Annotated in this window: 14 protein-coding genes; 7 read left to right on the top strand and 7 right to left on the bottom strand. The window is 49.5% G+C overall.

From position 1 onward, the window contains the following. Nucleotides 1–81: 81 nt before the first annotated feature. Nucleotides 82–3,093: a TonB-dependent receptor gene (locus tag J3369_RS16530; protein ID WP_303572714.1), complete on the bottom strand. Its 3,012-nt coding sequence runs from the start codon at nucleotides 3,091–3,093 to the stop codon at nucleotides 82–84. Nucleotides 3,094–3,636: 543 nt separating this feature from the next. Between J3369_RS16530 and J3369_RS16535 the strand changes: the two genes are divergently transcribed. From J3369_RS16535 to J3369_RS16545, 3 genes are read left to right on the top strand one after another with little or no spacing between them, the layout of a single operon-like run. Continuing rightward, entirely contained in the window at nucleotides 3,637–4,221 is a 585-nt protein-coding gene (locus tag J3369_RS16535) for a gluconate 2-dehydrogenase subunit 3 family protein (protein WP_349588888.1), read from the top strand. A 14-nt stretch (nucleotides 4,222–4,235) separates the two neighbouring features. After that, on the top strand, nucleotides 4,236–5,963 hold the full coding sequence (locus J3369_RS16540) for a GMC oxidoreductase (protein WP_349588890.1): 1,728 nt from the start codon (nucleotides 4,236–4,238) through the stop codon (nucleotides 5,961–5,963). Beyond that, nucleotides 5,960–6,886 carry a sugar phosphate isomerase/epimerase family protein gene (locus J3369_RS16545; protein WP_349588893.1) on the top strand — a complete coding sequence of 309 codons (927 nt, stop codon included), beginning with the start codon at nucleotides 5,960–5,962 and terminating at the stop codon, nucleotides 6,884–6,886. The genes J3369_RS16540 and J3369_RS16545 overlap by 4 nt, the downstream gene beginning before the upstream one ends. Before the next feature lie 86 nt (nucleotides 6,887–6,972). Here J3369_RS16545 and J3369_RS16550 read toward each other — a convergent pair whose 3' ends face one another. Then, nucleotides 6,973–7,626, bottom strand: a complete 654-nt coding sequence (locus tag J3369_RS16550) for an SDR family oxidoreductase (RefSeq protein ID WP_349588896.1) — start codon at nucleotides 7,624–7,626, stop codon at nucleotides 6,973–6,975. Between the two features lie 233 nt (nucleotides 7,627–7,859). Between J3369_RS16550 and J3369_RS16555 the strand changes: the two genes are divergently transcribed. The 3 genes from J3369_RS16555 to J3369_RS16565 all read left to right on the top strand — a co-directional run bounded on the left by J3369_RS16555 (nucleotide 7,860) and on the right by J3369_RS16565 (nucleotide 11,222). Beyond that, nucleotides 7,860–8,861, top strand: coding sequence for an alpha/beta fold hydrolase (locus tag J3369_RS16555; RefSeq protein WP_502877466.1), 1,002 nt, complete (start codon nucleotides 7,860–7,862; stop codon nucleotides 8,859–8,861). A 242-nt stretch (nucleotides 8,862–9,103) separates the two neighbouring features. Continuing rightward, nucleotides 9,104–10,615, top strand: a complete 1,512-nt coding sequence (gene scpC, locus J3369_RS16560) for a succinyl-CoA:acetate CoA-transferase ScpC (protein WP_349588902.1) — start codon at nucleotides 9,104–9,106, stop codon at nucleotides 10,613–10,615. 142 nt (nucleotides 10,616–10,757) lie between these two features. After that, the gene (locus J3369_RS16565) at nucleotides 10,758–11,222 is read left to right on the top strand and encodes a type II secretion system protein (protein ID WP_349588905.1); all 465 of its coding nucleotides are present in this window, start codon (nucleotides 10,758–10,760) and stop codon (nucleotides 11,220–11,222) included. 5 nt (nucleotides 11,223–11,227) lie between these two features. Here J3369_RS16565 and J3369_RS16570 read toward each other — a convergent pair whose 3' ends face one another. The 4 genes from J3369_RS16570 to J3369_RS16585 form a co-directional block, all read right to left on the bottom strand. Continuing rightward, nucleotides 11,228–12,061 carry an alpha/beta fold hydrolase gene (locus J3369_RS16570; RefSeq protein ID WP_349588907.1) on the bottom strand — a complete coding sequence of 278 codons (834 nt, stop codon included), beginning with the start codon at nucleotides 12,059–12,061 and terminating at the stop codon, nucleotides 11,228–11,230. A 129-nt stretch (nucleotides 12,062–12,190) separates the two neighbouring features. Continuing rightward, the gene (locus J3369_RS16575) at nucleotides 12,191–13,069 is read right to left on the bottom strand and encodes a carboxylesterase family protein (protein ID WP_349588910.1); all 879 of its coding nucleotides are present in this window, start codon (nucleotides 13,067–13,069) and stop codon (nucleotides 12,191–12,193) included. 11 nt (nucleotides 13,070–13,080) lie between these two features. Then, nucleotides 13,081–14,694, bottom strand: a complete 1,614-nt coding sequence (locus tag J3369_RS16580) for a glucoamylase family protein (RefSeq protein ID WP_349588913.1) — start codon at nucleotides 14,692–14,694, stop codon at nucleotides 13,081–13,083. 101 nt (nucleotides 14,695–14,795) lie between these two features. After that, nucleotides 14,796–17,705 (bottom strand): TonB-dependent receptor domain-containing protein, encoded by a 2,910-nt coding sequence (locus tag J3369_RS16585; RefSeq protein ID WP_349588915.1) that lies wholly within the window; start codon nucleotides 17,703–17,705, stop codon nucleotides 14,796–14,798. Nucleotides 17,706–18,407: 702 nt separating this feature from the next. Between J3369_RS16585 and J3369_RS16590 the strand changes: the two genes are divergently transcribed. After that, complete coding sequence (locus J3369_RS16590) at nucleotides 18,408–19,463, top strand: LacI family DNA-binding transcriptional regulator (protein ID WP_349588917.1); 1,056 nt, start codon at nucleotides 18,408–18,410, stop codon at nucleotides 19,461–19,463. 40 nt (nucleotides 19,464–19,503) lie between these two features. Here the strand turns inward: J3369_RS16590 and J3369_RS16595 are convergent, their stop codons facing one another. Further along, on the bottom strand, nucleotides 19,504–20,700 hold the full coding sequence (locus J3369_RS16595) for an MFS transporter (protein WP_349588919.1): 1,197 nt from the start codon (nucleotides 20,698–20,700) through the stop codon (nucleotides 19,504–19,506). Between the last annotated feature and the right edge of the window lie 11 nt (nucleotides 20,701–20,711).

A 20,711-nucleotide genomic window follows, 5' to 3' on the forward strand; every position in this document is an offset into this window, starting at 1 on the left:
TCACGCTTTTTTAATAATTCATGCAGTGTAAAACATCGGGGGTACTAATCGTACCCCCGCTTCACGACTTTCTGCTTATGCTCAGAACTTCGCTCTTACGCCCACGATGTAGCGGGTTTCATAGTAGTTCTGGAAGGCGTACTGATCTTCCCATTGCAAGTAATAGTCTTCGTACTCGCCAGTGATGTTCGAGCCCTGCGCATACACAGAGAAGTTCTCATCAATGTCGTAGCTGGCAGAAATGTCCACATAAGATGTCGGCGCCTGATAAAGGTTCAGAGCTCCCCAACCACCCTGACCGGCTAAGCGTTCGCTGCGGTAGTTGTAAGCAATACGTGCTTCAAAACGGTCGCCCTGATACCAGCCGATAACGTTAAACTGACGCTCAGAATTGTCGTTAAACATATTCTCTTCGCCGTAAATGTCAGTACCGGAACCTTCACTGGGTGAATAAGTGAAGTTAGTATCCATACCGAAGCTGGCTAACAGAGACTCACCTTCGATGAAGTCACTGAACGCGATTTTCGCACCGATTTCGAAACCTTCCAGCGTACCACCGTCACCCTGAACCAGCGTAGTGATTGGTACGCTGCGACGCACGATACCGTCCGCATCAGGCATTTCCATGTCTACCGTCTGGTTCACAGTGAAGCTGTCAATTTCAACACGGAATAGTGCAGCAGATATCATACTGGCCTGACCGGGATACCATTCTAACGACACGTCGTAGTTAGTCGAGCGCCATGGATCAAGCTGCGGGTTACCCGCCAGGCTACCACCGGTCACAATGAACTGACCTTGTGTCGGGCTGCCTTCTACTGAATCTAACGCATTACTTAACGTTAAACCTTCACCGTACTGATTCAGGTTAAGCGGCGTCATGTTTTCTGAATAGGCAAAACGTGCAATTACGTTGTCCGTGATGCTGTAAGACAGGTTCAGAGTTGGTAAAACATCGGTATAGTCACGGCTTGAAACCACATCGCCGGTATCAATAGCGGTACCACTGTAAGGCAGGTTGTCACCGGCAATGTTCTGCTTCACGGTAAGGTCAGTTTCGATGACACGAATACCCACGTTACCAGTCAGTAAACCGTCCATACCTTCGAAGTTCGCCTGCAGGAAGTAGCTTAACTCTGCCACATCAGCGCTGAAGCTGGAACCGGGAACGATTTGTTTTACCGACTCACCGAAAACGCGGTTATGGAAGGCTTCAGGATCATCGTAATCTGCAGGATCAACCGCCCAAATTGCAGGAATACCGGAGACAGGACCGAAGTCTGTGACCTGTACCACGTTGTTGTACTGATCAAGAGGAATGCTTTCCAGAGCGGCATAAGGCATAAATTCGCCGTTTACCATTTCGCCGTCTGAACACGCTGGCGCATCAGCATTCAGCAGTACGTCTGTCGCTTTCCACTGTGCCATACAGCCGGCCGTCTGTACCGGTGAAAACAGGTGATAGCGCTCGTAGTCTGCGCTGCGTTTACCATAGCGGATACCGCCTTCGATACTGGTCACGTAACCGCTGTCGAACAGATATTTGCCTTTCATGCTAAAGGCGTTGATGTCGCCTTCTGAGTTTTCATTGTTCTCAGAGCTGAACGCGCCGATGTTGTAGCTGGACAAGTTGCCCATGTAATCAGCAATAGTCGCGCCGTCGCCAAGGCCGCCGGCCAGTGAACGGTCAAAGCCGCTCCACACAGGGTGCTCACCGGTAGTGTCATAAGTCAGATGCGGATTTTCGCTGTAGCCCATTGCATTGATAGCTTGCAGACAGCCGCCATCATCGCCCACAACCACATCATCAGGTCCGCACTTGTCAGACGGAACGAGGTTGGTAGTACGACCCAGCGTGGTTGACCCGTTGGTCATATCGCCTTCATTATAACCGTGACGGTGTTCCTGAGAGGCACGTCCGATTATTGCACGGAACTGACCACTGAATGCGCCGCCGTTATCGTAATCTAATTGCAGGTTAATGTTGGTAGAACTGTTGTTGTACACATCATTCTGAGTGAATGACTTCAGACGTGACGGATACAGCTCAGCCGTTTGCCAGGAATACATTTCGCCGCCGTCAATCATTGCACCGGTGGCACGCTCCTGCGTTGGCGTAAACCAGCCGCGGGGGCCCCACTTGTTGGTTGCACTTAAACCGACTTTACGGTTGTATTCTTCCTGCTCGGTGTAGAACACATCAGCGGTGAAAACAAAACCTTCACCCAAATCAACCTGCATGGATGTATTCAGGCCCAGACGCTCACGTTCAGTGCCCTGATTCCAGGCAGAAAAACCTTGTGAACCTAAGATAACACGGCCATCACGGCCGTCCACGCCAACTTCCGCAGCACTGGTGCGGTCGGTCCAGCCGGCATCGCCCGGGCTGCCGGTATTGATACCATTGTACGAGTTTGCCAGATTCACATTGGCGTAGGTACCGGAGATCATGAAACCCACATCGCCGTTCTGCCAGTTATACAATGCTGATAAGTTAGGATCGTTCTTTTTAGTTTCATCGCCACGTTGCATTTCTGCTGCACCGCTGAAGGTAGAACCTTCTTCAAAATCAAACGGACGATAAGTTTTTAAGTTAACAGTACCGGTGATACCGGCATTGCCCAGATTGGCTGTGGCATTTTTAAATACATCAGCACCACGGAACAGAGGTGACGGGATATCGCTGAAGTTAGGTTGAGTGGATACAACAGAGTTTGCACCAAGATACTGTTCACCGTTCAGCTGAGTGACTACCTGAGGTAATCCACGGATATTGAGTGAACCACCCTCACCCGCAGTACGGCGAATTTGCACACCGGAAATACGCTGCAAAGAGTCGGAAATTGTTACATCCGGCAGTTTACCGATATCTGTTGCAGCAATAGAGTCTACAACAGTGGCTGCCGTTCGTTTGTTGAAAATGGAAGCTTCCTGAGAGCCACGGATACCGCTGACGTTAATCACTTCGATATCACTGTCATCAGGTACTTCTGTCTCTTGTGCGAAGGCTGTTACAGGTTGGATGGCCGCTAGTACGCACAATGCCAACACCGAACGTTTCACGCCATGTTTTCCGGCAAATGTCTCTTTCATCTCTGGTCCCTAATTGCGAAAAAATTTTCTTAAAAAGGGTGCAATTTCGTGTCCTCCCGATACCACACCCGTAATGTAACCGTTTTCAGGCAGAGGCAATCTATTACATTAAAACTTACTTTTCAATAACAGCAATTTTACAGCACAACCTAAATTGCAGACAGTATACTCACGCAATTTACATAATTTAAAAAACCATATAATTCTTAAACTTAACCAAAATAACCCTTACTAAAAAGGCGGGTTACCATGCCCTCAAAAGCCAGATTAAGCCTGAAAAACCTCGCGATGAATGGTTTCATTTTTCAGACGAAACCACGGAACACCATTCAATTTAAGAAACCGTTATCAGCAACAAAAACCGCACCAAAAACTAATAAAAATCTATTATTCAATAAGTTAAAATGAAATCTAACAACAAAACACAGAAATTATTGAAACCGGTTACATAAATACGCTAAGGTACACCGCAAATTGTTAAATCAATTTACACAGCATCACAAAAATAAAACGTTCCGGACACCAATTGGATTTTCAAGACCCATGATGAATCGAAGACAACTTCTTAAAACACTTACCGCTGTAGGGGGCATTGGCGCAACAGCCCTGTTAAGCGGCAATGCCATCGCTGCCGCTCAACACTTCAGAGGCGATGCCACTGCGGCTTCACCGGCATTATTGAGCGTCAATGCATTAGAAACCCTGCGCCGGATTTGCGCGCTGACTATTCCTCAAACCAGCACCCCCGGTGCTGCTGAGGTCATGTGTCACCACTTTATCGATCATCAGTTAAGCGTGGTGTACGGCGAAGAGGAACAGCAGTCAGCTATCGCACTGCTTGCCAGCATTGATAAGAACGCCAGATCCTTTGGCGCTAAACAGTTTTCCCTCTTGAACGAAGCGTCCCAATTGCGCTTGTTAACTGCCCTGGAGAAAGCAGAAGCCCCCTTTTCTGCCGCTCAAAAGGGCACGTTCAAGTTCCTTAAAAGCCTGATCGTGTTTGGTTATTACACCTCTCAGCCGGGCGCGACAAAAGAACTGACCTACCTGCCTGTACCCGGCGGATTTAAAGGCTCAGTGCCTCTCGCCTCTGTGGGCAGCGCTTACAGCTCTAAAGCTTATTACTAGCCGGAAGTACCGAAATGAACAAAGAAATGTATATAGATGAATCTTCAGAAGTTTATGATGCCATCGTAATTGGTTCAGGCGTTACCGGAGGCTGGGCGGCGAAAGAGCTGACCGAAAAAGGCATGAAAACGCTTATGATAGAGCGTGGCCGTGTTGTTGAGCACCGTAAGGACTATATCTCAGAAGCCGTACCGCCCTGGGACTATGCCAACCGTACCAAGGTGGCAAAAGAACTTACTGATGAGCAATACAAAATTCAAAAGCAGTGTTACGCCTTCCATGACGGGACAAAACACTTCTTTGGTAACGATAAAGATTATCCTTACAGTACTGAGGAAGGGACGGATTTCAGCTGGATCAGAGCGAATCAGCTGGGGGGTAAATCGTTACTCTGGCACCGTCAGTCATACCGTATGAGTGCCTTCGACTTTGAAGCTAATAAGAAAGATGGCCACGGTAATGACTGGCCCATCCGCTACAAGGATTTAGCGCCCTGGTATGAGTATGTAGAAAAGTTCGTGGGGATCAGCGGGGCTGCGGCCAACCTGCCGCAATTGCCGGACAGCGTATTTTTACCGCCGTTTGAAATGACAAAACCCGAGCTGGATTTCACCGCAAAAATGGCGGAAGCGGAGCCGGATAAACCAGTCATCATCAGCCGTTGCGCCCATTTAACAAAGCCGCAGAAAATCCATCTGGAGATGGGCCGTGCACAGTGCATGGCCAGAAACGAATGTCAGAAAGGCTGCTCGCTGGGTGCTTACTTCTCAACACAAAGCGCTACCCTGCCCGCTGCAGCCAGAACAGGTAATCTGTACATTGCGCCAAACAGCGTGGTGGAAAGCCTCATTTATGATGAGAAAACCAATCGCGTGAAGGGTGTACGTGTTATCGACAACGATACTCTGAAACAGCGGGAATATTACGCCAAAGTGGTGTTCTTATGTGCTTCCACTCTGGGGACCACTCAGATCATGCTGAACAGCACATCGAAACAATTCCCCAACGGTATTGCTAACAGCTCCGGCGTACTTGGCCATTATCTGATGGACCACAATTACAATGCACTGGTGACCGCCAGCATTGACGGCTATGAGGAAGAATATTATTCCGGCCGAAGACCGGCATCGCTGTATATTCCTAACTTCCATTATGAACCCGGCCGCTACCACAAAGACTTCAAGCGGGGTTATGCATTAGCCGGCAGTGCATCACGGGCTGACTGGCAATCGTTGGGCAGTATGGATGGCTTTGGGAAGTCCTTTAAATCACTGTTACACAATCCCGGCGGCTGGGGAATTGGCCTGCAGGCTCAGGGAGAAATGCTTCCCCGTCACGATAATCAGGTGGCGCTGCACAGTACCAAAAAAGACAAATGGGGCATTCCTCAGTTAAATATCAACTGCAAGTGGTCAGATAACGAAAACGCCATGATGCAAAGTGCGCTGGAAGTGGCCTCTTCGATGATGGAAAAAGCCGGCTTCAATAATATTGAACAGCGTATTCTGGGTCAGGCGCCGGGTCTGGCTATTCACGAAGTGGGAACAGCCAGAATGGGCCGGGATCCGAAAGATTCCATTTTAAACGGCTATAACCAGGCTCATGACGTACCGAATTTATTTGTGACAGACGGTGCCAGTTTCTGTTCTACTGGCGTGGGAAATCCCTCGTTAACCTTTATGGCAGTTACTGCCAGAGCAGTTGATTACGCAGTAAAAGAATTCAAATCAGGACGACTATGATGATTAAAACAATGAAGCGACTCTCTCCTGTCGCTCTGGCTATTGGCCTTGGCGCAACAGCATTGCTGGGTGGTTGCAGTGAACAACCCGCTCAGAACACGCAAACTGCATCTGAACCGGCTGCACAGGTTGCAGCCCCGGAGACAGAACAAGCTTTTGTTGCTCCGCAAATCAGCGTGCAACTGTGGTCGGTAAAAGACGCATTGAAAGACGACTTTAAAGGAACGTTGGAAAAGCTTGCGGCACTTGGCTTTGACGGTGTTGAATTCGCCGGCGATTTCGGCCCCTACGCAGAAGACCCTGCCGGTTTGAAAGCGTATCTGTCTTCCATTGGTTTAACGGCCAGTGGCGCACACGTACAAACTCCGCAGTTAACGGATAATCTGGAAGACACCGTTGAGTTTTATCAGGCGCTGGGTATTGATGCTCTGATCATTCCCTGGGATGACCGCGCATTTAACGGTGATGACGTTAAAGCATTCGCTACGGAACTTACTGCTTTATCTGAAGCGCTGGCACCTTATGGCATGCAGGTTGGTTTTCATAACCATGCTCAGGAATGGGCAAATTACGGCGATACCAGCTATTTTGACTATATTGCCAGTCATACGCCTGAGTCAGTCATTTTGCAGCAGGATGTGGGCTGGACCGTACACGCTGACAAAGACCCAATTGCTTTCGTTCGTCGCTATCCCGGCAGAACATTAACCACTCACTTTAAATCTGATGTGCCGGAAGACAGTGACTTGCTACCCATTATCGGCAAAGACGATATAAGCTGGTCTGCGATTTACCGTGCGACAGTTTTAGATGGTGGTGCTGAATGGATTGTCATTGAGCAGGAAGTCTATCCTGACGGACTTTCTCCCATGGACGCTGTAGCCGCCTCTAAAGCCGGCTTCGACGCTATCATTGCAGAATAATTAAGCGCTGATGCTGTATTCTCTGCACCTGTGCATTGCTGCGCAGGTGCAGAGAGACATCATGATTTACTTCTTAGTTTCCATAATCAGGCCGGAACCGACGCGATGGCTTCCCTGACGGGGGTTTCGCCTTCAGTCAGCTCAATAATTTTACGGCTGATCCCCTCATTTTCGATAATAGCCAGCAGCGTTTCAGCCACATCATCCCTTGAAATATCACCATATTTAATGGCGAGCCCGGCATTTACCTTTCCGGTTCCCTCTTCCAGCGTAAGCGTGCCCGGCCGGAGGATGACCCAGTCCAGTTTACTTTGCGCCAGATACACATCTGCCAGGCGTTTTACCCGCATGTAGTTTTCAAAGGTTTCTGATATATGTTTGCCCCGGCCGGCATCCGGGAATGCCGACACAAGAATGAAACGCTTCACACCGGCAGCCTGCGCGGCATCTACCGATTTTTCCAGTCCCTCACCGTCAACGGCATTCGTTAACTCCACACTGGCACCACCGGCACCGGCGGAGAACACCACGGTATCAGCGCCTTTCATTGCTGTGGCTAAGCTGTCGACGCTGGCATCTGTGATACTGAGAAGGCAGGGTCTCCCTCCCAGCCCGGTCAGACTGTCGCTTTGTTCCGGCTTCCGGTGCATGGCCGTGACCTGATGGTCATTGTCACTTAACCGCTTCACTAAACGTGAACCCACTTTACCTGCTGCACCGACAATAAATACGTTTGCCATGATTTACTCCTCTTTCAGATTGTCGCCCGGCGTATGTCGCTCAGGCTTGCCCGTTTGGAAGAAGGGCAAAAAAAATCATAAGTACAAGATTGGTACTCAGCGGAGTGAGGCAAGATCAACCGGTGCGGTGCAACGTAGATTTTCCGCGGCCCGTCGATATTCTGAATCAGGTTGGCGGGGATCAAGTACAAACTGGTACATACGTTATTTTGATCCCTTACACGGAGCGGTTTATGCGTCGCACGCTGTTGATATGCTTGTTTTTGTGCATCCATTCATTGTCATATGCGGCTGAATTGCCGTCTTATGACAAACGTCTTTCAGCACTCTCCTACCCTTTTCCCGTGAACATTTTTTCTTTTGAGTCACAGGGGCAGAAATTAGAAATGGCTTACATGTATTTGCCACCTGATAAAGAAATGTCAGTGATTACATTGCTTCACGGGAAGAATTTCAACGGCGCATACTGGCAGCGAACCGCTGAATTCCTCCATCAGCAAGGCTACGGTGTGTTGATCCCCGACCAGGTCGGGTTTGGCAAATCGTCCAAACCCGTTAACTATCAATACAGCTTTGCGGCACTGGCTGCCAATACCCGTGCGCTGATGAGCGCTTTAGAAATAGACCACAGTATCATCACCGGCCATTCCATGGGCGGTATGCTTGCCTCCCGTTTTGCGTTGCTCTATCCGGATGAGACCAGTCAACTGGTGCTGATAAACCCTATCGGACTGGAAAACTATCTGCTGTATGAGCGTTACACAGATCCCGGCAAGGTGATGGAAAACGAACTGAATAAAACACCGGATATGATTGTCAGCTATCAGAAGAAACATTATTACGACGGAAAATGGAATGATGAATTCGCCAGTCACGCTGCATTCCTGCAAGGCTGGATCAACGGCCCGGACTGGCCGCAACTGGCGCAGGTAAGTGCACTCACTTACGATATGATTTTCACACAGCCGGTGATTGAAGAGTTTGACCATTTCAGTATGCCGGTTTCCATGATACTGGGTACACGGGACAGAACCGCGCCCGGCGCAGCCAATATTCGCCCCGGCGTTGAGCGGCAACTTGGCCGGTATGACAAACTTGGTGACGAGGTAAAAGCCCGCAATGGCAACATTAATGTGATCGGGTTGTCCGGGCTGGGTCATCTTCCGCACATTGAAGATTTTGACCGCTTCACCACCGCTTTTTCGGCCGCTCTGCATCAGAAGACGTCACCTTAAACAGGGGCTGAAATCGCCTTACAGTTTAGCTTCACAAACCCTTACCAGCAAAGGCCTGAAACCGGTTTTTGTTGGTAAAATTGCCCCGTATACAACTGACGTCTTATTCCGTTCCCGTTAATTCGATGTAAAGTCATTGCTGTATTTTTTAGCAGCGGACTTTCTTGTTCAATTGCTGCTTCCCCTCTTCTTTTTACTATCGCATTGGAATCTTTTTTGAAAAGCGATTTATCGGAGTGATCATGTTTTCTGAATCCAGAATTTTGTGTCCGCAATTAAAAAATAAAGTGATGAGTGCTGAACAGGCTGCTGCATTCATCAATGACGGTGACACAGTAGGTATGAGCGGTTTTACCGGCGCCGGTTACCCAAAAGCCCTGCCGGGTGCCCTGGCTACACGTGCAGAAACACAACGTCAGGCAGGCAATCATTTCCAAATCAATTTGTGGACCGGTGCCTCAACAGCGCCTGAGCTTGATGGTGCGCTGGCAGCCGTGGATGGTATTAACATGCGCTTGCCCTTCCAGTCCGACCCTGTTTGCCGCAAGCAAATCAATAATGGCCAGATGCATTACATCGATATTCACTTGTCTGAAGTTTCACAGTACGCCTGGTCAGGCTTTCTGGGCAAACTGGACATTGCCGTTATTGAAGTGACGGCTATTCATGAGGATGGCCGGTTAGTGCCTTCATCTTCAATTGGCAACAACAAAACCTGGATTGAACAGGCTGATAAAATCATACTGGAAGTGAACAGCGGACAAAGCCTTAAACTGGAAGGCATGCATGATATTTATTACGGCACAGCCTTACCGCCAAACCGCAAGCCCATCATGTTAACCAAAGCCGATGACCGTATCGGCGATGCGTATTTTACTGTTCCCCCGGAGAAGATTCTTGCCATCGTAGAAACCTCTGCCCCTGACAGGAACAGTCCTTTCACGCCGCCGGACGCCTGCTCAAGACAGATTGCTGACCATATTCTCGATTTTTTCCGCTTTGAAATTCAGAAAGGCCGCTTACCCAAAGAACTGCTGCCATTGCAATCAGGCGTGGGCAACATTCCCAATGCCGTACTGGAAGGCCTGGATACCGGCGGCTATAAAAACCTGACAGCGTATACAGAAGTGATTCAGGACGGCATGTTAAAAATGCTCAAGTCCGGTACGTTATCAACGGCGTCGGCAACAGCATTTTCACTCAGCCCCACAGCGCTGGACGAGCTGAATAAAAACATGGATTTTTACCGCGAGAAAATCATTCTCCGCCAGCAGGATATCAGTAATCACCCTGAGATCGCCCGCCGTCTGGGCGTCATTGCCATGAACGGCTTACTGGAAGCAGATATCTACGGGAATGTGAATTCCACTCATGTGATGGGCACCAGAATGATGAATGGTATTGGTGGCTCAGGCGACTTCGCCCGTAACGGTTACCTGTCTATTTTTGTCACCCCGTCCACCGCTAAAAACGGCGCAATATCCTCTATTGTGCCTATGGTGTCTCATGTGGATCACACCGAACACGATGTAAAAGTCATCGTTACCGAGCAGGGTCTGGCTGATTTACGTGGCCTGTCGCCTCGCCAGCGGGCAAAAGTCATCATCGATAAATGTGCCCATCCGGACTATCGCGACAGACTGCACGATTATTTCGAAAGAGCCTGTGCCAGCGCCCGCGGTATGCATACCCCTCATATTCTCGGCGAAGCCCTGAGCTGGCACGAGAACTACGAACAGTTTGGTAAAATGTAGGTATACCTGAGTATAAAATGATCTACCCGTACGGCGCGTTTTTTAAACTTTAGTCTATTTCCCGATCAGTCCTTACCTGCCATTATTTCTGTAACAAATGTGTTCAGAGTTTAAATAATTTAAAGGAATAAAGGGACAGGACATGCGCGCCGGAGGGTTTACACTAATAGAACTGGTTATCGTATTAACACTTATCGGGGTGTTAAGCGCTGTTGCTGCTCCGAGGTTTATCGATTACCAGAGCGATGTAGTGCTGGCGAGTACACGATCACTGGCCGGAACATTACGTTCTGCCAGTGATATGGTTTACGCAAAAGCGCTTATAGAACATAAAGAACACCTCTCCCGCTCCACAGTAACGGTTCAGGGCCAGACGATTGATATTCACTACGGCTATCCCACCGGAACCGAAGCCGGCATTCACCGGGCAGTCTCCATGGATGCGGAAGACTGGAATACCCGTGCCAGCGTGTCTACCAATGCCATTATTTACTGGCATGGCACGTTCACCGGCGACGCCTGGGGAACCCAGTGCTTTATCCGGTTCAAAGAATCAGCATCTAAGGGCGCAGCACCTGTGATTGACCTGATCACCGGCGGATGTTGATGACCTCATCCCTGAACCGCAATGGATCCGAATGTATCAGCAACTAGCTGTGGATGGGTCATCATGCCGTTCCTTGGCACAGGCAGTTCAATGAAGTTCCAGCCAGGTTCTCTTGCCGGAGCCACCATACGCTCGCTGCTCATTTTGTAGCTTTGCCCTGTGCAGTGAATATAACTTCTGGGTAAATCTGACCAACCGCCGTTTTCCAAACGCAATTCATCTGTCCACTGGCGAACAGGATGGGTGGTAATCAACCGTTTCAGCCTTTTAATAATGCGGGTTTCAGACTCAGGCACTAACATTTTTGCCGGATAGCTGTCCCAGAAATTCATTTTATATCCGTCTTCAAATTTCTTTGCATACTCCAGCCACACAGCTGGTAATTCACCGGTAACAGGATCTCTGGGCACACCGGACATCACACCTTCGCGGGGGATGAGGGCATCGAAAAAGAGAATGTGTCTGATCTTATCTTTTAACCGGTCGGCAACACCGGTAATAGTCAGTCCGGCATAAGCATTACCTACTAACACGATGTTATCCAGTTCTTCAAAGCGGATGACGTTCACAATATCCTGAATATGCGTTTCGAGTCCGACATCCGGACTGCTCAGATGTTCCCGTTCACCACATCCTGTGCATGTGGGCGTATAAACTTCGTAACCCCGTTTATTGAGAATTTGCTTAACATCCCGCCACATCCACCCGCCGTGCCATGTACCGTGTACAAGCAAAAAAACCGGTTTACCGGTGTGCACAGTGGCTGCTGTAGAAATTGCAGATGCAGAAAGCAAAGCCGTGCCTGCTGCACCGGTGCGGAGAAATTGCCTGCGATCCATAAAAGTGTCTCCAGGGTTATTCAGGGAATGAAAACGTTCATGGATAACAGCAGAGGTAGCTATGTTCTATGACATAAGTCAGAAATCATGGAAACAGATGGCCGGATGAACGGGCATCCGGCGGGCATTTTATTTCTTCTGTGAAAACAACCATGGCAGTAATCCGGGTTCTGCCAGAGCCGGATCCCAGCTGTTATGATTCACGCCCGGGTAGGTGGTGAATTTAACCGGATTACCCTGTGCCTTCAGCCCTTCCACCATGCGAATGTTATACTCGGGGATCACCACCTGATCCACATCGCCATGGAATGCCCAGACGGGAAGATCAGAACGGATATTACCGGCAAGTTCAGCATTTGCACCGCCACAAATAATCACTGCGGCAGCGAAGGTGTCAGGCTTTCTGGCTAACAGCTCATAGCTGCCCATGCCCCCCATAGACAATCCCATTAAATACATGCGGGATGTATCCACGAAAGGCTGCTCTGACAACCAGTCAGTTATTGCCATGACGCCTTTAAGCGCGTCGGTGGCCGGCACGTCATTTTCGCCGGTATACGGATAGTCAAAACTAAAGGGTAACTGACTGCGGTCAGCGATGGCGGCGGCCCAGTAATCTTCTGCAGGTGCCTGAGGGAAAATAACGATGGCGGGAAAGTCGCTGCGGTGCTCTGCAAACAATTTACCGCCGTTGTTCAACTGCGCCTGATTGTCGTTGCCACGCTCTCCGGCACCATGCAGAAAAAGCACTACCGGATAGTTTTTTTGCGGATCAAATTGTTCCGGCAACATCATCTGATAAGGTGTTTTTGTGCTTCCGCTGTCAAAAACATTGGCTTCATAATACTGTCGCCAGACTTCCCCGGCGGCGGACTCCTGTGCACTCACATTCTCTGCCGCAGGGGTTTGTGGCGCCTGAACAACAGGCATATTGTGAGTGGTACACCCTACCAGCAGAACACTCAATGCCACAGCACTGATTGAAAACTTAGCCAATCTTCCCATCATCTTTTTCCCTGTTAGTGTCCAATGGACTGAATGTTCGACTGTACTTTATGGTCGATAGTAAAGCCCAGCTTTTTCAGTCCCCGCTGAACATCTTTATCCTTCATAAAAGTGTTCCACAACAGAGCTGTACGGTAGTTTTCTATCATACCTACAATAGGCCCCTGATCGATGGCCAGATAGGTATTTCTTACCTGGGTTTCCGGATTGTCAGACACACTTAAATTAATGCCGTCGAAAAAGCCCATACGGCCAAACATGTGGCGGCCATGGTTACGGTAAAGGTTTTTCAGTACTTTCATCGACTCAGCAGGTGTATACGGCATAGAGGATAAGGCGGCCGTTGGCGCAATAGTGCCGTGATCCCGTTCAGCGCCCGGTGCGTGTGCCGTATAACCCACCGGCACCATATCACCGGCTGTCAGCCCCCAGAGATCTTCACCATAGCCCTGCCAGCCAAAGGGATTATCAATACAGTACGCACGGTTTATCAGCGTATGGCGTTTGTTTTGCTCCCAGTAATTCGTGTAGCGATCCCGCAAGCCTCTCGGATCCAGCCCCATGAAGCTGTAATGAGCAAAGAACAGAGGGCCACCCATGTTCACTTTATTACCCAGCGGTAAGGTCATGCCATAATAGGTTGAGTAGTTTCTGAATTCTTTGACTTCCCAGCCACCCCAGCCTTCGTGGTAAGGTTCAGCGGAAATAGCATTAGTCGGGGATGACGCAGCAAGAATGTAGACAATCAGCGCCTCATTGTAACCTTTGATAGGGTGATTCATCTTCCAGCCGTAATTTTTCGACCAGTGCCAGTACAGAATATCTTTGCCCTGTGTATACCACTCCCAGTCCATGTCTTCCCACAATGCAGTAATGCGGTTGCGTAAACGCTGCTCTTCTTTATCTTCGCCGTTGAAATACTGACGGGCAGTCAGCAGACCCTGCATCATAAATGCGGATTCAACAATATCGCCGCCATCATCGTATTTACTGAAGTTAAAAGCATTCAAATCATCTGCGGTATACCAGTGTGCCCACATGCCCTTGAAGCGCTCGAACTGTTCCAGGTGGTCTGTCATTTTGTTCAGTCTCGCCACAGCCGCCTTGCGGGTTACCCAACCCCGTTCCGCAGCAGTGATGATGGCGGCAATACCAAACCCTGTACCGCCGGTTGTCACGATGTCCCCATCCTGGTCCATGAAGGGAATACGTTCCCGCGCCATGCCACTGGAGGGTTCAGCATGGTCCCAGAAATAGCGGAAGGTATAACGCTGCACCATATCCAGCAGCTCATCATCGGTAAAATCGCGGGTTTTGGCTTCTCCTGACACCAGTTCTGTTTCTGTATCGCCGTTTACTTCCATAAGCCGGTATTGCAAGGTCAGATTAGTGCCCAGGTCACGGACAAAATCCATGGCAAATGCACTGTTCGTTTCCAGTCGCGTGTGCCAGTTTTTGCCATCCTGCGTTACCTGAACACGATAGCGGGTACCTTCTTCATGCAATGATTCCCAGTTCAGTTCTACGTGACTGTCGTAACCGGTTATCTGCCATCCGGCAGCGAATACGGGCAGATTAAATAAAGTGATAATGGCGAAGATTGCGCCGGAAAAACGTTTACTGTTCATGCTGTCTGGCCTCTGATTAAGGTCATGTTTTTTATTGATAAAGCCGGGGCAGTCATGCTGCCCCGTTTTGAATTAAAATATCTGATGTTTGCGTTGTTACATCAGAAGCGCCAGCCTGCTGACAGCTTCAACTGACGTTTTCCGCCGTTAGTTGCCGCAGTCATATTTGGCTGCTGGAAGTTACTTTCATCAGGATTCAGATAGAACGTGTTGTAGTTATTTTCGTTAAACAGGTTCTGTACATCAAAACGAATCCAGGCGACGGAGTTTTCACTGATGTAATCCGTGGGGAAGTCTTTACTCAGTGCCAGATCAAAGCGTGAATAGTCACTGGCCGGTGGCTCTGCCCGGCGGAAAGCACACTGGTCATTTTCATCACACAGGGTGTATTGATAAATAGTTTCAGAAGACCAGGTGTATTTGGCAGTGAGCGCCACATTCCAGGGTAAGTCGTAAGAGCCGGTAAGCACAACACGGTGATCTGGTACGCCTACAGACTTGTTCCAGCCGTAATCGCTGACTGACTCATAGTCAAAAGCATAGACTTCACTGTAAAGACGGTTTTCTTCCGCATCAGTGAAGGTGTAAGCGATGTTCACGCCCCAGCCATCTTTGTGAGAACGGTTCAGTTTAAAGTAGAGGTTATTCGCGCGGGTTTCGCCGTCGTTAGTTCCGATGATCAAACTGCCCCAGCCCGGAATGCCGTATCCCCAGGGCGAGCCCCAGTTAGTGCCTGGTTGAAAAAATTCGCCGTCTGGCAAGCGGTTGCCCAGCAGCCAGTTAAAGCCATTTTTACTCACCGTTCTGGCAATACTGATTTCTGAATTCCAGTCACCGAACACACTGCGTACACCTAAACTCATTTGATCGGAGTATGGCATCTTTAAATCGTTGGGCAACAGATGACGGCTGCCCCTTACCTCTGTGCTGCTGATTAAAGAATCCAGCCCAGCCTGCGTAAGATAAACCGGGTCCCATGCCACACAATTTGACGATGAAGCATCACATTGATTAGCACTGTCACCCTGAAAGAAGTATTCCGCCGTAGCAAACGAACCGGAGCTTTGTTCGAGCTGCATAAAATCGAACTGATTACGATCATAGGAACGGCCATAGCCACCGAACAGCATATGGTTACGGTCTTCGTCCATCACATAACTGAAACCGAGACGGGGCTGCCATGCACCGGTGAAGTATTCTCTCTCGCTGCCGGTACTGATGTAGTTTTCAATATCAAAATTGGCGTTCTGAATGTTCTCCCAACCCCGTAAGGCATCGACTAATTCATCCGGCGTCTGATAGTCTTTGTAGTTTGGGGTTTCTTCGTAATCCCAGCGGATCCCGATGTTCAGCGTTAACCTGTCAGTAACTTCCCAGTCATCCTGAATATAAATACCGAACTGACGGTTTTTCGCTTCTACAGCACCGCCCACTGAATCGTCTGCCGGGATCCCCCACTGCACGCGATAGGGCTGCACGATGTCGAAGTTGCCCTGACCATTGAATTCAACGTTGTAGTAATACTGCGGATTAATTGGCTGTTGCTGTATGGTGCGTAATTCGATGTCTTTGTATTTAAAGCCGGCTTTAATCACGTGATAACCGTGCCAGTCCAGATCAAGCCAGGTGAAATCGTTTTGGATCCCCCACCCTTTCTGACCTTTTTCCTGATAGTCCTGCCCGCCGCCAACGTTGATGATCGACTGCTGCGCTGCGGTCACTAAACGCATGCCGGCTTCATCAGTGAAAGCACGGGGATTCCAGGCAGCATCTTCATAAGTCAGCCGGAATTCGTTCTGCCAGGCATCGGCTGTGTAGGTATATTTCATGTGATAACGGTGATCTTTTACCTCGCGGTCCACACCGTATTCATAGGCATTGGCGCCGCCAAATCCGGATACATCACTTTCATCCCGTAATTTCACGGACAATTCCAGCGCCTGGTCAGCATTGATCATCCAGTCAATTTTGCCGAAAAACAGATCTTCCTCAAAATCAGAAGCAAAACGGCCGATCTCAGATGCGTATTCATCAGGCAAAGTGACAAAGTTAATCCCTTCTCCACCGATCACATCCTGAGGCTGGGCAATGGTTTTCTTCTCGTAAGATGCTAAAAAGTGCAGCTGATCTCTGATAATGGGGCCGGCAAAGGTTGCACCGGCGTGACGGATGAGTGAGCGGGTTTTCCCCTGCGTTTCGTTTGGTTCAGCCTCACGGAGTCCTTCATCGGTGTAGTCGACAAAGAAGTCACCTGCAAATTCGTTGGTACCCGAACGGGTGACGGCAGTAATGGCTGTACTGCCTACCTGGTCATACTCGGCTTTGTAGTTTTGCGTAATCACCTTGTATTCGCCAATGGCACTTTGCGGGAACGGATTTCCACGGCTGGAGTCCTGACCGGTGACACCGCCTTTAAGGACATAATCTTTCTGGCTCACACCATCAAGAAACACGTTAACACTGCGCTGATGCTGAGCCCCGCCGCGCAGACTCACGCTGCCGTCGGAGGAGGTATTTACCTGCACGCCAGGGGCAAGATCGGCAAAGGCCAGAAAGTTACGGTTATTCTGTGGCAGGCGCATCATCATTTCAGGGGTGATATTGGTGCCGATTTCTCCTCCGGAGAATGCCTCAATGCGGGTACCGGACACCGTAATGACTTCCATATTGTCATCTCCGCTGGCTGCCACATCAAAATTCAGTCGCGCTGTTTGCCCTACGCGAAGAGTGATTTCTTCAACATCACCGTCCACGATAACCTGATAAGTACCGGGTTTCAGACCAACAAACACATAGGAACCGTCTTCACGGGTAGTGGTTTCACTGACATATCCCCGTTTGGTATCACGGGCCATGACCTTCTTGCCGGCCAATGATTCGGTGGTGCTCTCTACTTTACCCCGCAGAGTGGCTCCTTCAATCTGTGCCAGTGCCGAAAAACTGCTGATCCCCGCTGAAGCGATGGCAATAGTCAGGGCGCTGCGCTTCAGCCAGTGTGGTGTCTTATTCATTGTGTCTCTCCATAAAATAGTGGCCGGCTTCATATCCACGATCCATCTGTTGTGACCTGTTGCCGGTAACGCTCACTGAGCGGAGGATCTCTGTCCTTTTTTGCTCAGCCTGGTCATGTCACTGTCGATACGCTTTCCCTGATTGCACAACTACCACTCTATGGAAACCGATTTCATCAACAAACCAATAAAACGCCGGATAGATCCAATAAAATCCAGGTAAAAAGGATACGATCCGGCGTCTGGGATCCAAATCTACATTAGCCTTTAGTCTAAAGTCAAATACAAAAAATTAACAAATCCGGTTCACTAAAGTAACCTACAAACCCTACTTAAACATTAAAATACATGAACTTATAGAAATACGACTTTTACAAAAATGTTAATACGGATGAGGTAATAGAGAGGTTCAACAAACCGGCAGGTTGGAGGAGAAGACAAGCGGGCACTAAGCATTGCCGGAGAGTCAGGGAATCTTGTTATGGTGGGATAAATCTGAGAATTTAAAACAAACTATTGATTTTTATTAACTTTAAAAATAAAGAGACAAACAATGAAACCGATTTCCATCACTTTTATTGCCTTTGCTGTCCGGAACTGCCAAACTCACTCAAAATTATTACGTGCTGAAATACACAAAAGCTCAGTATCAACCGGTTTTTCCTTATCCCGACAACTCGCAGAACAAAGAGGTTCAGGCTCATGAATAAACGTTTGCCGGCCCTGTCGAAAAGTGGCCATAAAGAACTGGCAATGAGTGATATCGCCAGCAAAGCCGGCGTCTGCAAAGCGACTGTGTCACGGGCGTTAAATACCCCGGAGCGTGTAAGTGAAGCCACCCGTAATAAGGTGCTCGCTGTCGTCTCGGAAATGGGTTACACGCCGAACAAACTGGCTGCCGGATTGCGTCAGGGAAAGTCGCGCAATATCGCTATTATGCTGCCGGATATTACCAATCCCTATTTTTCTCCGGTTATCCGCAGTATCGAGAACGTTGCTCACCGGCGGGGTTATTCAGTGATCCTGAACGATACGCAGGACAACCCGGTACTGGAAAAAACCTTTGCAGGTATGGTGAAGACCCGTCAGGTGGACGGCATCATCACGAATTCCAGCCGTATCCCCTTCGACATAGACCCGTCATTGCCCGTTGAAGAACAGCTCCCGCCGCTGGTTAACGCATCTGAATTTACAGAAATTGACGGGATCCCAAAGGTAGGTGTGGACAATTACCGTATCGGTGTGGAAGCCACGGAACATCTACTCCGCCTTGGTCACCGTCAGATCGGGATCATAGCCGGCCCTGATTCAATAAACAGCTCCCGTTTGAGAGAAACCGGTTTTCGTGATGCGATGAAGCAGGCCGGGATTCCGGTTGACGGGCGCCTGCTGTACCACGGTGATTTTTCCAGTCAGTCGGGGGTCGAAGGCGTACACCGTCTGATGCAGCAGCGCAACCGGCCTACCGCCATTTTCTGCTTCGGAGATCTCGCTGCCATCGGCGCAATGCATGCTCTAAGGGAACTGGAATATTGCATACCCGACGATGTTTCGATTATCAGTGTAGACGGTATTGCTTTAGGCGAATACTGCGCGCCGCCGCTTACGACTATTGCCCAGCCAATGGAAGAAATTGGCGAAAAGATTGCACATATTCTGCTGGATTTAATTGACGGTAACAGGCCGGCAGAACTGTTGAATATTCTGCCCCACAAGCTGATAGTGAGGAAAAGTACCGGTCCTGTACCGCAACCCTGAATTCATTGCTGTAAGCGCCTGGCCGGTAGTGCAAAGCAAGTTATACCTGCTGTTCTTTACCTGCCAGCCCAAGGCGGTTTGCAGTGAGAAACAGCATTGCAATTACCGCGGCACCGGCCGCGACAGCGGCACTGAAATAGAAACTGGCTACCGGAGATATGGCCCAGATTTGTCCGCCGGCAGCAACGCCCGCAGCCTGTCCGCCACCGATACATACAGCACAGTATAATGCCTGCGCTTTGCCTTCATGGGCAGTGTGCACGCATTGTTTGAACAGCAGCACCGCCACCGTATGAACCGCACTGAAAGAGACGCCGTGGAGTAACTGCAACAAAGTCAGCTCTGCAACATTGCCTGCCTGCATCCCTGTTCCCAACCAGCGAAAGGCTGTCAGAAACAGGCTCCCCAGCAAAATGAACCGCAAACTGAAGCGGCGCATAACCCAGGGCATAGCGGCAAACATCAGTAATTCAGACGCAACAGCGACAGTCCACAGATTGCCGGTAACGGCCGCACTGATACCTTCCTGCTTGAGAAACAGACTGTAATAGCCGTAATAGCTGCCATGACTGAAGTTCACCAGAAAGAACACCACCAGCAACAACCACAGCACCGGATTTTGCCAAATCCCGCCGGGCTGTTCCAGATTGCCGTCCGGTTGTTCCTTTACCGGCTGGTCGCGGTTGACCAACGTCATCAACCATAATGTGAACAGCAAGCCGGCGACAATGTAAGGCAACAATGCCACAGAATAAAGATTGATGATCTGTCCGGTCAGCCAGACAGCGCTTAAGAAACCGAAAGACCCCCATAACCTGATTCTGCCGTAACGGTGAGGATCTTTTCCCAGGTGATTCAGCGTGATAATTTCGAACTGGGCATTCAGTCCCTGCCAGCAGAACGCACTGGCACATATTGCCAGAACCAGCGCCCAGTAATGTTCAAGAAAAGCAAATACACACAGAAAAATCAACGCTGCCGCTAAATTTCCGGCACGGATAACACGCAGGCGGGAAGATGCGCGGTCACACACCTCGCCCCACATGTAGGGAGCAATGAGGGTTGTCACCATCTGCAGTGCGGTGAGCTGTCCGGTCTGCCAGGCGCTGTAGCCCAGCGACTCCATAAACAGCATCCAGTAAGGCAGCATGGTGCCGAGTACCGCACAGACAAAAAAATAAACCCCGGACAGCCGCCAGTAAGGCACGGCCGGTTCGGGGTTTCTGCTGGTAAACATCCTTGTTCAGA

The sequence above is a fragment of the Alteromonas sp. NFXS44 genome (assembly GCF_040148705.1).
Taxonomy (GTDB): Bacteria; Pseudomonadota; Gammaproteobacteria; order Enterobacterales; family Alteromonadaceae; genus Alteromonas.

Excerpts from the sequence above, each read along its gene's own strand:
- J3369_RS16540 (WP_349588890.1), top strand. The coding sequence starts at position 4,236 with ATGAACAAAGAAATGTATATAGATGAATCTTCAGAAGTTTATGATGCC.
- J3369_RS16575 (WP_349588910.1), bottom strand. The coding sequence starts at position 13,069 with ATGATGGGAAGATTGGCTAAGTTTTCAATCAGTGCTGTGGCATTGAGT.
- J3369_RS16565 (WP_349588905.1), top strand. The coding sequence starts at position 10,758 with ATGCGCGCCGGAGGGTTTACACTAATAGAACTGGTTATCGTATTAACA.
- J3369_RS16545 (WP_349588893.1), top strand. The coding sequence starts at position 5,960 with ATGATGATTAAAACAATGAAGCGACTCTCTCCTGTCGCTCTGGCTATT.
- scpC (WP_349588902.1), top strand. The coding sequence starts at position 9,104 with ATGTTTTCTGAATCCAGAATTTTGTGTCCGCAATTAAAAAATAAAGTG.
- J3369_RS16570 (WP_349588907.1), bottom strand. The coding sequence starts at position 12,061 with ATGGATCGCAGGCAATTTCTCCGCACCGGTGCAGCAGGCACGGCTTTG.
- J3369_RS16590 (WP_349588917.1), top strand. The coding sequence starts at position 18,408 with ATGAATAAACGTTTGCCGGCCCTGTCGAAAAGTGGCCATAAAGAACTG.
- J3369_RS16595 (WP_349588919.1), bottom strand. The coding sequence starts at position 20,700 with ATGTTTACCAGCAGAAACCCCGAACCGGCCGTGCCTTACTGGCGGCTG.
- J3369_RS16580 (WP_349588913.1), bottom strand. The coding sequence starts at position 14,694 with ATGAACAGTAAACGTTTTTCCGGCGCAATCTTCGCCATTATCACTTTA.
- J3369_RS16585 (WP_349588915.1), bottom strand. The coding sequence starts at position 17,705 with ATGAATAAGACACCACACTGGCTGAAGCGCAGCGCCCTGACTATTGCC.
- J3369_RS16535 (WP_349588888.1), top strand. The coding sequence starts at position 3,637 with ATGATGAATCGAAGACAACTTCTTAAAACACTTACCGCTGTAGGGGGC.
- J3369_RS16530 (WP_303572714.1), bottom strand. The coding sequence starts at position 3,093 with ATGAAAGAGACATTTGCCGGAAAACATGGCGTGAAACGTTCGGTGTTG.
- J3369_RS16550 (WP_349588896.1), bottom strand. The coding sequence starts at position 7,626 with ATGGCAAACGTATTTATTGTCGGTGCAGCAGGTAAAGTGGGTTCACGT.
- J3369_RS16555 (WP_502877466.1), top strand. The coding sequence starts at position 7,860 with ATGCGTCGCACGCTGTTGATATGCTTGTTTTTGTGCATCCATTCATTG.